Genomic DNA, 12,070 nt, shown 5'->3' on the forward strand with positions numbered 1-12,070 from the left:
CGCGGCAAATAATTAAAGAACTGTTTAGTTCTGTAATGCGTCGCCTCATTCATCACCCGTCGCATAGGAGCGCATTGTGACGACGATCACATCTACTTCCGCAGCTACATCCTACCGTTATACGAAACTGGCTTCGGACACCACCGATGCCCAATCGATTTCCTCTAATATTGTGTCCTCCGGGTCGTCTTCCGATACGTCTTCGACGTCCACGGATGACACCGCGCTTGTAGACAGCGCGCAGAAACTTCTTTCGCAACTGATGTCGACGCTGATGAGCATGCAGCAGAACCAGACGTCGTCGGACAGAGCATCATCTGGCAGCGAGCAGTCGCAGACCGATATCGCGACCTCAATGGACAGCGATGGCGACGGCCAGGTGAGCCTTGCCGAGTTCGTGGCGGCGGGACCGTCCGATGTCAGCGAGGACCAGGCGAGCAATTTGTTCAGCAGCTTCGATACCGAAGATTCTGGCTCGCTGTCGGTTGATGATCTCAACGAAGCCATGTCGCGCAACCAGCCGCCGATGGGCGCCGGCCCGCCGCCGCCACCGCCGTCTTCCTCGTCCTCGGACGATTCCCTGTCGGATATCTTCAGTTCTCTCGATACGGATGGTGACGGCGTCGTCAGCCAGGCGGAGTTCGCGGCTTCGCGCCCCGATGACGTCAGCGAAGATCAGGCGAACGCCCTCTTCGATAGCCTGGATACCGAAAGCAGCGGCTCGTTGACGGAGGATCAGTTCGTCGAAGCGTTGAAGCGGCAAATGCAGCCGCCGCAGGGTGACTTCCAGTATCCGGATTTCGATAGCCAGGAAACGAGTCAGCTGTTGACGATTTAAGCACTTATGCTTGCGGCTGCGGCGGGTTGATATCAGTCCCGCCGCCAGCCGAAAATGTCATCGCTCTCAGGCCGCGAGGCTTAGCAGGAGCGGTCCGGATAAGGGCTATGTTCCCGGCAGTAATCCAGGGAAGGAAGCGATTCGGAGATGGATCCGACCGTTTGAGGGTCGAGATTTGCTGGCGTACTGCTGAAGTGGGCCGTCATGCCGGCGATGCCGAGCATTACCAATACGCCCACGACAAAGAAGCGCTCTCCAAGGGAGAGCCGTTGTGCGCTCACATGGTCGGCATAGTCATGTTCGCCGGCGCCGCTTGCGTGATCGTCATTTAGATGTTGATGCGACATGCCGTCCTGCACTGCCCAAGTGTTGCTATCAGTCATTTTTGGTTACTCCCAACACTGCGCATATCAGTCGCGGTCTGCCCTTTCGACGAATCTGCGCACGCAACGGCATTTGTGGTCGCAACTGCCCGAGTATAAGCCCTGTTGGATAAACTCAGTGTTCACAAAATCGAACCAATCGGTTTAATCCGACATTTGGGGGCTTGGCGGGGCTAAGAAAGTCGGATTAGTTCGCGCTATCCTCGATCCATGGATGGACCAATGTCAGATACGTTCGGTGCGATGTCGATCGCGCAACTCTCCGCCTTGATTCAAAATCGTGTCGTGGATCCCGTCGAGGTAACGGAGGCGGTGCTGGAGGCGATCCGAAAGCATCCCGATCAGTCAATCTTTACCGCGGTCTTTGCAGATCGCGCTCTCCGCGAAGCGACCGCTTCATCCGAGCGCCTGCGCCAGGGGCGCTCGCTTGGCATTCTTGACGGTATCCCCATCGCCTGGAAGGACCTTCTCGATATCGAGGGTCGCGCAACGCGAGCGGGATCTAAAGTGCTCGCCGGGGCGGCGCCAGCCGAGAAGGACGCCGCCGTCGTCACGGCCTTGCAGCGAAGTGGAATGATCGCCATTGGCTCGACAAATATGAGTGAGTTTGCTTTTTCCGGGCTCGGGATAAATCCGCATTACGGCACCCCGTCCAATCCAGCCGGAAAGGGAGCGCCGCGCATTCCCGGTGGTTCATCGTCAGGCGCCGGTGCTGCCGTTGCCGCAGGGTTGGTGCCGGTTGCGATGGGAACCGACACCGGCGGATCCGTCCGAATCCCGGCGGCGTTCAACGGCATCGTCGGCTATAAGGCGACCCGCGGGCGCTATCCGATGGATGGCGTATTTCCGCTGGCACGGAGCCTCGATTCGCTCGGGCCGCTTTGCCGCAGCGTTCAGGATGCCGTCTGGATCGATGCCGCCATGCGCGGCCTTTCGATTCCGCAGGTCGCGGCGGGCGATGTTTCGACGCTTGAGATCGTCATTCCAACGAATGTGGTTTTCGACGGCGCGGAAGCCGGTGTCATCGATGCCTTCGAAACAGCAGTCGAACGGCTGAAACAGGCGGGCGCTTCCTTCACGCGGATGGCGATCCCCGCATTCGACGAAATCCTGGCGCTGATGGCGAAACACGGGACGCTGGTGACGGCCGAGGCCTTCGCATTGCATCGGGAAAGGTTGGCCGGGCCGGAAGCAGCGGAGATGGATCGCCGTGTCGTCATGCGCACGCGCCTTGGCGAGAAGATCTCGATGCCGGACTACGTCGCGATCGTGGAGGCGCGCGATCGGTTGGTGCAGGAGGTAACCAGTCTGCTCGGCCATCGCCTCGTGGTGTTTCCATCCGTTGCACATGTTGCCCCGCTGCTCGCTCCGCTTGAGGCGGACGACGACCTTTTTGTCGCCGTGAACGGCAAGACGTTGCGCAACACGATGCTTGGCAATTTCCTGGACTGGTGCGGGGTCTCCATTCCCTGCGGGACAGGCGAGGCCGGTATGCCGGTGGGCTTCCTTCTGTCCGCGCCGCCACGCCACGATGAAACGCTGTTGAGTGCGGCGTTATCGGCCGAGGCGATTATTCGCGGAGATTTTGTTTGATATTCCAACGCGTTGAAGCCTAGATAGGGCGGACGACGAGGAGGAGGAAACAGATGAATAGGCAACTGAAAAACGGGCGCTTCGCGGTGTCCACATGGTCCCTGCACCGATTGCTGGGGCCGGTTTATCGCTATAGCCCAGATCCGGACAAGAGTGCGGCGCGCTCCGAGCCCTATGGCCCTGGGAGCGGCAATCTTCTCGATATTCCACGCCAGCTCGCATCACGCGGGATCAATCGTCTGGAAATCTGCTCTTTCCATCTGGAGAACCTGAGCCGAACCTATTGCGAGGAACTGCGCGACGCCCTGACCGCTTCGGGTGTTCTGCTGCAGACATTGCTGGTCGAGGACGGCGATCCCAGCGATCCGCAAACTGCTGAGAGGGATAGCCGCTGGATCGCCGATTGGGCCGAGACAGCAGCTTATCTTGGCGCCGAGCGCATGCGTGTGATTGCAGGCAAACAGGCGCCGACCGAAGAGAATCTGGAGCGCTCCGCCAAACACCTGAGGCAGATGGCGGTTCACGCAGAGGCATTCGGCATACGCATTGTGACCGAGAACTGGTTCGATCTCCTGCCTGCCCCACGGCAGATGAACTGGTTGCTCGATCGTTTGGAAGGCAAGGTTGGTCTGAACGGCGACCTCGGCAACTGGTCTGCGCCCGCCAAATATGACGGGCTTGCCGACATCATGCGCCGTGCCGAGATCTGCCACGCCAAGGCGAACTACGATGCATCGGGTATCGATGCGGACGATTATCGCAAATCTCTCGAAGCATGCCGGATTGCGGGATACGAAGGGCCCTACACCCTGATCTACGACTCGCCATTTTTTGCAGATGAATGGGATGGCATTCTGCTGCAGAAGGCATTCATCGAACAGTTCCATCAGGAAAAGCAGCTTAGCAACGTGTGAGCTGCGAAAAGGAGAATGGCATGAGCGCTTCAACCACGATCGATGGCTTCGCCACGCGCATCAGAAACGGCGAAGGCGGCGGCATGATTTCGGCGTGGATCGGCGTCCCCGATCCTCTGTTCGTCAGCCATCTGGCGCAAGAGGCGTTCGATGCGGTGGTCCTCGACATGCAACACGGCGTATGGGACGTCGTACCGGCCGCCAATGGCATCGCTCAGGGTCGGCTCGCGGGCAAACCTGTGCTGGTCCGCATTCCGGTTGGAGAGTTCTCGCTGGCGTCGCGGCTCCTTGATGCCGGAGCTTCCGGAATCATCGCGCCGATGATCAATTCGGTGGCCGACGCCGAAGCCTTTGTGAAATATGCGAAATATCCCCCGCTCGGTGAAAGAAGCTGGGGGCCGACGCTTGCGATGAACCACATGAAGCTGCCCGCCAGCGACTACCTCGCCGGCGCAAACGAAAAGACCGTTGCGATCGCCATGATCGAGACGCGCGCGGCGCTTGATGCGGCAGATGAAATTCTGCGCGTGGAGGGGATCGACGGCATATTCATCGGTCCTTCGGATTTGTCGATCGCGCTTTCCAATGGTGCGAAGCTCGCTCCGGATACGCCCGAGATGGACGCTGTACTGAAGCATCTGGTCGCCCGCTGCCGCGCGCATGGAAAGTTCGCATGCGTGTTCGGCAGCAACGGCGAACGTGCAGGGGAGCTTCTCAAGATGGGCTTCGATTTCGTTATCGCCGGCGCCGATACCCATCAACTTCGCAGCGGCGCCGCAAGCGCCATTTCTGCTGCCCGAAAGGTTCAGGCTGGATGATGGGGCGTCTTGGCCAACCAGATAACGTGGCGGGCGCCGCCACGTTTGCCGTTGGCGCGTGTGTTCACGACATCGACGGCAAAGCCGCAATCACGCAGTCGGCGTGTGAAGCTTTCATCGGGGCCGGATGACCACACACCAAGTATGCCGCCCGGACGCAACGCGTTTCTGGCGGCCCGCAGCCCGTTGAAATTGTAAAGCTGATCATTGGATCGGCGCGTCAGTCCGTCCGGGCCGTTGTCTACGTCGAGCAGGATGGCATCGAACTTTCGCTTGCTGCTGCTGATCAGCTCCGCGACATCGCCCTCGTGGATTGCTACGCGTGGATCGTCCAGGCAGCCATTGAAAACCGACGCCATCGGTCCTCGCGCCCAGGCGACCACGGCAGGGATCAGTTCCCCGACGACGATGCTGGCATTCTCGGGCAGCACGCCGAGCGCTGCTCGCAGCGTGAATCCCATGCCCAAGCCGCCGATGAGCATTGTCGGTCGTTGGCGGTCCTTGATGAGTTCGAAGGAACGGGTCGCAAGCGCTTCCTCCGATCCGCTCAGCCGACTGTTCATCAGCTCGTTCGAGCCGAGCATGATCGAGAATTCCTGGCCGCGCTGTTTCAGGCGCAGGTTACCCTGCTCTCCTGGTATCGGGGCGGAATCGAGCTCAATCCAAGGGAGCATAGCAAAGGGGCCTTTCGTTGCCCGGCCCCACTATCACGAAAGCGACGGGTCCGGGAAACGAAAACCGTTTCTGCTGCTCAGTCAGCCTCACCGGTTTGTGGCACAGGCCTGGCTTGCGTTCCGGTTGGCGGAATTTCGCTGGTACTGGCCGCAGCGTGGAACATAGACCGGTGCGGAATAGGAGGTGCTGTTGGTTTCGAACGAGTCGAGTGGGATCGACAAGCCGCTGTCGGATTGATCGGTGCCGAAAGAGGTTCCAATCGGTGGCGAACCGTCGAAGCGACCGCTGCTATCCATGCCCATGCTCGCTTGCGCCATGGCGCTGCCTGCAAGTGCGAGTGTGATTACGGAGGATATAACGAAAAGCCTGCGCATGCCGAATCCCCTTCAAGTTGAAAACCCAAGAAGGAAACTAGCGCGCCGCGTGGCTTATTCCAGCGGCGCGCGCTACGTCTTTTTGACGGCTCAGCGAGCGGCCCAGTTGGCGCCGCGGCGGAAGATCGTTTTCATCTGTGGGACCGAAAATTCCTTCGCCTGGTGCCCGAGCGACGAGTAAAAAACGCGACCCTTGCCATAGCGGCGCTTCCACGCAACCGGCATCACGACGCCGTCGATCCAATAGGCGTGATCACCGGTGAAGGTGGTCGTGGCAAGCACCTCGTTCGAGGGATCGACATGCATGTAATATTGCTCGGACGTGTAGGGGAAGTCGGCGATGCCTTCCATGATCGGATCGTCCGGGCGGGTGATGTTTACGGTGTAGTCTATGATATTGCCGGGATGGGCGACCCACTGACCACCGACGATAAACTGATACTCGACGCATTCGCGGAAGCTGTCTCCAGCGCCGCCGTGATACCCAGCGAGCCCGACGCCGCCTTCCACTGCCTCGGCCAGATTCTTGATTTCCTCTTTCTCGATCTTTGACATGGTGACGATCGGGACGACGAGAGAAAGATCGTGGACAGAGGGATCGGCAAAAGCTTCCGTCGTATGCTCGACATAAACCTTGAAGCCGTCTTCCTCCAATATGTCCTTGATGATGGCGGCGCATTCCTGCGGCTCGTGCCCGCTCCATCCGCCCCAGACGATCAGTGCTTCACGCATATTTCTTCCTCCTGATAATTATCGGCCCAATCGTCCGTCGACGAGCGATTCCGCGAGCGGCGCCGGGCGTTCGGTGTGTGTGCCAATCGAGACGGTACGACCGGTCTCGGACGCTGTTTGGAAAGCCTCCATGACTTCCAGGACGTGGAGGGCAAGGTCGCCGTTGGCGCGGTGCGGCCGGTTTGAGCGGATCGCATGCGCAAGGTCGGCAACACCGATCGAGCGGTAGTTGCCGTCAGCGTAAGGCGCCGTGAGAGGCTGCTGCTCGAAGCTGCCGCCCTTTTTGGCAAGCTCGACATCGCCGCCGAAGTGGTTCGGATCGGGAACGATCAGCGTGCCTTCCGTGCCGTAAATCTCCAATGGGACATGCTTGTGCGCAGCGACGTCGAAGCTCATGCCGATCTGCACGACGGCACCGTTGGCAAACGCCATCATTCCGGCCACGTGGGTCGGGATGTGAACCGGGATATGCTCGCCGTTGCGCGGTTCGCTGGTAATGACGCGCTCCTTGCGCGGCGTGATCGCGAAGCCGGCGACCTGAGCGACCGGGCCAAAGAGATTGACCAGATCCGTGATGTAATAGGGGCCCATGTCGAGCATCGGCCCGCCGCCGACTTCATAGTAAAAGGCCGGATTCGGATGCCAGCGCTCGTGACCCGGGCACATGAAGGTCGCGGTTCCGCCGACAGGCTGCCCGATGACGCCCTGATCGATCAGGCCGCGGGCCGTCTGGTGGCCGCCGCCGAGAAACGTATCGGGCGCCGCGCCAATCCGCAGCCCCTTTGCCTGCGCTGCCTGCGCCAGTGTCTTGCCCTCGGCGAAGTTGATGCCAAGCGGCTTTTCCGAATAGGTGTGCTTTCCAGCCGCCAGGGCCTGCAGGCCGACAGCCACGTGTGCCTTCGGTATGGTCAGGTTGACGATGATCTCGATCGCCGGGTCGGCTAGCAACTGATCGATGCTTCTTGCCGGCACGTTGAATTCGGCTGCCTTCGCTTCTGCAAGCGCTTGGTTGAGGTCGGCGACGCCGCGAATGTCGAGAATGGGGAACGAGGCCATCGCCTTCAGGTAGGCACCGGAGATGTTGCCGCACCCAATGATGCCTATGCCGACTTTGTCCATGTTTTCCTCCCGATGGATATGATCTGTTGTTGGAAGCGTCAGAGAGCCGGCCCGGTCGTGTTCCAGGGTGACTCGTAGAGTTCGTAAAGCGCGACCGCCGCGGCGCCCTGCGCCCAGAAGTCGTCGCTTGAATCGTCGAAGACGAGTTCTGCCACGCCCTTCAGCGAGGGCGGCGTGGCGAGTGCGTAAGCGTTTCGTAGGCTTTGCAGAAACGGCTCGCCAAGCGCCAGGCTCGAGCCGACCAGAATGACGCGGGGCGGAGCGAAGATGGTCACGATATTGGCGATGGCGACGCCGACGGCTTCACCCGCCCGGATTGCCGCGGTGATGAGCGTGCTGTCCTCGGCCTTGATCAGCGCCTGCGCATGAGCCATGCCACGCCCGAGCCGGATTGCTTCGGCAAAACGACCACCTGCGGGCTGATCTCCGAGGATTTCGTTTTCACCGGCCTGGCTCGATAGCCGAACCACCCCCTGCGGTCCCATCCCGAGAACGAGATCGCCGAGATTGTGACTGAGGCCGCCGGCGCCGCGGAACAGCTGATTGCCATGCAGGACTCCGAGCCCGACGGTCTGCTCCAGCGAAATAACCACCATGTCCTCGAGGTCGCGCGCCTTGCCGAACCAGTGATGGGCAAGCGTGATCGCATGCGCGTCGCTTTCGACAATGGTCGGGGTGTTGAGGCGCGCGGTCATCTCGCTTGCGAAATCCACGTTCGTATCGCGGAAGATCGGGCTGCTGCGAATGTGCCCCGTTCGGTGTTCGATGACGCCGGGCAAGCCGAGACACACGGTTTCGACGTCTTCGAGAGACAGCCCCGCATCGACCACGCATCGGCGAACGCCATCTTCCACGAGGTCGGCAATCACGCCGATAGGCTGACGGTCGACGCGTATCGGCAGCGTCAGTTGCGACAGGACATCGCCACGAAAGTTGGTCACCACGAATACCAGCCTGTTGGCGGTGATCTTGGCGCCGACAACGCGTGCTGCGTCCGGGTTCAATTCCAGCATGACACGCGGCCGGCCACGCGCCGCTTCGTTGCGGATGTCGCCTTCATGACGGGTGAGGATGAGGCCGTCATCGAGCAACGACGCCGTGATTGCCGAAACCGTTGTCGTCGACAGCTGCGTGCGCTCGCTGATCTCGACGCGGGAGATCGGCCCATGCCGGCGGACCGTATCCAGCACGTTCAAGCGATTGATCGCGCGCATCAATTCCGGATCTGCGGTCTTCATGAGATCTAGCGTGGCTCTTCTGTGGCGCAGGTCCCGACATGCATCGTGACCAGCTGTGATTTTCATCGGTATGCGAATTAAATAGCGTGAGTGCTTGGCCCTCTGTCAAGCCAAATTTGGCAAATTAACGGTGGGGAGTTGACATTCCGGCAAACCTCCCGATGATTTAATCCGCATAAGGGAAAAAATTGTAGAGGACGATTTTCCCCTTGAGGAGGAGAACCCATGTTTGACAATCAGAGGGCGAAAGCCCTGCTTCGCAGCCGTTTCATTGCCCGCTCCGCAGCCACCGGACTGGCGCTTCTGATTGCCGCCGGCAGTGCCGCGGCTGATACCACGATCAAGTGGATGCATCTCGAAATCGACCCCAACTATCTCGCCGTCTGGCAGAAGATCGTCGGCAAGTATGAGGCCGAGCACCCCGGTGTGAAGGTCGAAATGCAGTTCCTGGAAAACGAGGCGTTCAAGGCCAAGCTTCCGACATTGCTGCAATCGAGCGACGCGCCCGACCTGTTCTACAGCTGGGGCGGCGGCGTGTTGAAGCAGCAGCTTGCGACCGGTGCGCTGATGGATCTGACGGAAGCCATGAACGCCAAGGACGGCGCCTGGCTGAAGAGCTACAATCCCGCGTCCGTAAAGGGCTTGAGCTACGATGGAAAGATCGGTGCGGTACCCTACAGCGTCGGCACGGTATCGTTCTTCTACAACAAGGCGCTGTTCGCCAAGGCCGGCGTCGACGCCACGACAATCAAGACCTGGGATGACTTCCTGGCGGCCGTGAAGAAGATCAAGGATGCCGGCATCGTGCCGATCGCCGGCGGCGGCGGCGAGAAATGGCCGATCCATTTCTACTGGAGCTACCTGGTGATGCGCGACGGCGGCCAGAAGGTCTTCGACGCCGCCAAGAATGGCCAGGGCGAAGGCTTCAACGATCCGGCGTTCATCAAGGCCGGCGAGCAGCTCGCCGAACTGGGCAAACTCGAGCCCTTCCAGCCCGGCTATCTCGGGGCCACCTGGCCGCAAACACTTGGTGTGTTCGGTGACGGCAAGGCAGCGATGATCCTCGGCTTCCAGAACACCGAGGCCAACCAGCGCACCAATTCCGGCGACAAGAAGGGTCTGGCCGGCGACAATATCGGTCGCTTCGCCTTCCCGGCAGTCGCCGGTGGGGCAGGGGCCGTGACCGATACGCTCGGTGGCCTGAACGGCTGGGCGGTGACCAAGAAGGCGCCCCCGGAAACGCTCGACTTCCTGGCCTATCTCACCAACGCCGAAAACGAGCGGGCTATGGCCAAGGCCGGCATGATCATTCCGGTCGCGGTCGGAGCCGAAGACGGCGTTACCAATCCGCTTTTGCACGAATCCGCCGAACAGCTGGCGCACTCGACCTGGCACCAGAACTTCTTTGACCAGGATCTCGGTCCATCCGTCGGTCGCGTCGTGAACGACGTCTCGGTTGCGATCGTCTCTGGACAGATGAGCTCGGAGGACGGCGCCCAGCAGATCCAGGACGCTTTCGAGCAGGATCAGTTCTGATCAGGACCATCGCGGCGCGGGTTAAGTACTCGCGCCGCTATTTTCTATTCGGAAGGTAAGGTCACCCATGGCCAATGTCAGCGCCGCCACCGCCATTCGGCCCCTGCGCGTTCCCGCCACCGCGTCTGCCCGGCGCAAGCACCCGGCGGTGGCCGGTCGCCTGCCGGTGCTGCTGTTGTTCCTGCCGCCGGCGCTGCTGTTGTTTTCCGTTTTCGTCATCCTGCCGATGGGGGAAGCCGCATGGTACAGCCTCTACAAATGGGACGGCTATGGTCTGCCGACGCAGTATGTCGGCATGCGCAACTTCGAGCTTCTGTTCAAGAACGGCGCTTTCCTCACTGCGTTGAAAAACAACGCGATGATCATGGTTATCTCGATCGCGATCCAGATCCCGCTGGCCATCTGGCTGGCGATGATGCTGGCGCACCGGATCGCCGGTGTTGTGGTGTTCCGGCTGATCTTCTTTCTGCCATACGTGCTTGCCGATGTCGCAGCCGGCCTGATCTGGCGTTTCGTCTATGATGGTGACTACGGCCTGTTCGCCTCCATCGCGCATCTGCTCGGCGTCGAGACACCTTATGTGCTGGCCGACAAGGACCTGGCAATCTACGCGGTGCTAGGGGTGATCGTCTGGAAGTATTTCGGCTTCCATATGATGCTGTTCATCGCTGGATTGCAGTCTCTGGACAAGAGCGTTCTCGAGGCAGCCGAGATCGACGGCGCCAGTGGCTGGCAGCGTTTCCGCTACATCACCCTGCCGTTGCTCGGATCGACGGTCCGCCTGTCGGTTTTCTTCGCCGTTGTCGGCTCTTTGCAGCTCTTTGACCTCATCATGCCGCTGACGGGCGGCGGACCGTTCAATGCGACGCAGACGATGGTGACGTTCCTGTTCAACTTCGGTGTCGCCCGCATGCAGGTCGGACTCGGAAGTGCTGTCGGCGTTGTTCTCTTCCTGATCTGCGTCACCCTTGCCTTCGGCTACAAACGGATATTCATGCGCCATGACTGACGTCGTCACATCCGAGCGGCTCAGCGCCGGTACCAAAGCCTATCTCTACACCTCGCTGGTCATCATTTCCGCGATCGTGCTGATCCCGCTGGTGACCACGGCACTCGGCGGCTTCAAGGATCTGGGCGATCTGCGCACCAATCCCTTTGGCTTGCCTGTCGAGTGGCATGCGGAGAATTATACCGACATTCTGTTCGGCGACCGATACTGGCGCCAGATGGTCAATTCGCTGATCATCGCTGCACTGACGGTGTTCCTCACCGTATCGGTGTCTGCGATGGCCGCCTTCAGCTTCGCGCATGTGCGTTTCTTCGGCGCCGATTTCCTGCTGAATTACTTCCTGATCGGGCTCATGTTTCCGGCTGCGACCGCGATCCTGCCGCTCTTCATTCGTATCCGCGATCTCGGATTACTCAACACCTATTGGGGCGTTGTGCTGCCGCAGGTCGCCTTCGGGCTCGGCATGAGCATTCTTCTCTTCAGAAACTATTTTCGCAACCTTCCGGAAGAATTGTTCCAGGCGGCCGTTGTCGATGGCTGCGGCTACATGCGTTTCTTCTGGCACATCTGCCTGCCGCTCTCGCGCCCGATCATCGCAACCGTCAGCATCATCTCCTTCGTTGGTAGCTGGAACAGCTACATCCTTCCGCTGATTATGCTGAATTCGGAGAAGATGTATCCTTGGCCGCTGGGCATCATGGTCTATCGCGGCGAATTCGGAACGGCCTGGCAGCTGGTGCTTGCCTTCATCACGCTCACTATCGCGCCGACCATCGTCGTCTTTTTCCTGGCGCAGAAGCATATCATCGCCGGCTTGACCGCAGGCGCGGTCAAGTCCTGA

13 protein-coding genes are annotated in these 12,070 nt (G+C 60.1%); 7 read left to right on the plus strand and 6 right to left on the minus strand.

What is annotated here, in order from left to right:
• The first annotated feature begins 76 nt into the window (after nt 1–76).
• Complete coding sequence (locus tag ASE04_RS05960; protein WP_082597268.1) at nt 77–838, plus strand: EF-hand domain-containing protein; 762 nt, start codon at nt 77–79, stop codon at nt 836–838.
• Nucleotides 839–918: 80 nt separating this feature from the next.
• On the opposite strand, the gene ASE04_RS29855 is transcribed toward ASE04_RS05960, so the two are convergent.
• Nucleotides 919–1,221: a hypothetical protein gene (locus ASE04_RS29855; RefSeq protein ID WP_082597269.1), complete on the minus strand. Its 303-nt coding sequence runs from the start codon at nt 1,219–1,221 to the stop codon at nt 919–921.
• A gap of 222 nt (nt 1,222–1,443) precedes the next feature.
• Here ASE04_RS29855 and ASE04_RS05970 point away from each other — a divergent pair, with 222 nt between their 5' ends.
• The 3 genes from ASE04_RS05970 to ASE04_RS05980 are packed head-to-tail and all read left to right on the plus strand — an operon-like array spanning nt 1,444 to nt 4,546.
• Nucleotides 1,444–2,814, plus strand: a complete 1,371-nt coding sequence (locus ASE04_RS05970) for an amidase (RefSeq protein ID WP_056813495.1) — start codon at nt 1,444–1,446, stop codon at nt 2,812–2,814.
• A gap of 53 nt (nt 2,815–2,867) precedes the next feature.
• Nucleotides 2,868–3,728, plus strand: coding sequence for a sugar phosphate isomerase/epimerase family protein (locus ASE04_RS05975; RefSeq protein WP_056813498.1), 861 nt, complete (start codon nt 2,868–2,870; stop codon nt 3,726–3,728).
• Between the two features lie 20 nt (nt 3,729–3,748).
• The gene (locus ASE04_RS05980; RefSeq protein WP_056813501.1) at nt 3,749–4,546 is read left to right on the plus strand and encodes an HpcH/HpaI aldolase family protein; all 798 of its coding nucleotides are present in this window, start codon (nt 3,749–3,751) and stop codon (nt 4,544–4,546) included.
• On the opposite strand, the gene ASE04_RS05985 is transcribed toward ASE04_RS05980, so the two are convergent.
• The 5 genes from ASE04_RS05985 to ASE04_RS06005 form a co-directional block, all read right to left on the minus strand.
• Nucleotides 4,534–5,220 carry a hypothetical protein gene (locus tag ASE04_RS05985; protein WP_056813504.1) on the minus strand — a complete coding sequence of 229 codons (687 nt, stop codon included), beginning with the start codon at nt 5,218–5,220 and terminating at the stop codon, nt 4,534–4,536. The two genes, ASE04_RS05980 and ASE04_RS05985, sit on opposite strands and share 13 nt — an antisense overlap.
• An 87-nt stretch (nt 5,221–5,307) precedes the next feature.
• Entirely contained in the window at nt 5,308–5,595 is a 288-nt protein-coding gene (locus tag ASE04_RS05990) for a hypothetical protein (RefSeq protein ID WP_056813507.1), read from the minus strand.
• 90 nt (nt 5,596–5,685) lie between these two features.
• A complete protein-coding gene (locus ASE04_RS05995; protein WP_056813509.1) occupies nt 5,686–6,327 on the minus strand; it encodes a ThuA domain-containing protein in 642 nt (213 codons plus the stop codon).
• Nucleotides 6,328–6,345: 18 nt separating this feature from the next.
• On the minus strand, nt 6,346–7,446 hold the full coding sequence (locus tag ASE04_RS06000) for a Gfo/Idh/MocA family protein (protein ID WP_056813511.1): 1,101 nt from the start codon (nt 7,444–7,446) through the stop codon (nt 6,346–6,348).
• A 38-nt stretch (nt 7,447–7,484) separates the two neighbouring features.
• A complete protein-coding gene (locus ASE04_RS06005; RefSeq protein ID WP_056813514.1) occupies nt 7,485–8,684 on the minus strand; it encodes an ROK family transcriptional regulator in 1,200 nt (399 codons plus the stop codon).
• A 225-nt stretch (nt 8,685–8,909) separates the two neighbouring features.
• On the opposite strand from ASE04_RS06005, the gene ASE04_RS06010 reads away from it, so the two are divergent.
• From ASE04_RS06010 to ASE04_RS06020, 3 genes are all read left to right on the plus strand, one after another.
• A complete protein-coding gene (locus ASE04_RS06010; RefSeq protein WP_056813517.1) occupies nt 8,910–10,220 on the plus strand; it encodes an ABC transporter substrate-binding protein in 1,311 nt (436 codons plus the stop codon).
• 67 nt (nt 10,221–10,287) lie between these two features.
• Nucleotides 10,288–11,229, plus strand: coding sequence for a carbohydrate ABC transporter permease (locus ASE04_RS06015; protein WP_056813520.1), 942 nt, complete (start codon nt 10,288–10,290; stop codon nt 11,227–11,229).
• Entirely contained in the window at nt 11,222–12,070 is an 849-nt protein-coding gene (locus ASE04_RS06020) for a carbohydrate ABC transporter permease (RefSeq protein WP_056813522.1), read from the plus strand. The genes ASE04_RS06015 and ASE04_RS06020 overlap by 8 nt, the downstream gene beginning before the upstream one ends.

The organism is Rhizobium sp. Root708 (genome assembly GCF_001429725.1).
GTDB lineage: Bacteria > Pseudomonadota > Alphaproteobacteria > Rhizobiales > Rhizobiaceae > Rhizobium.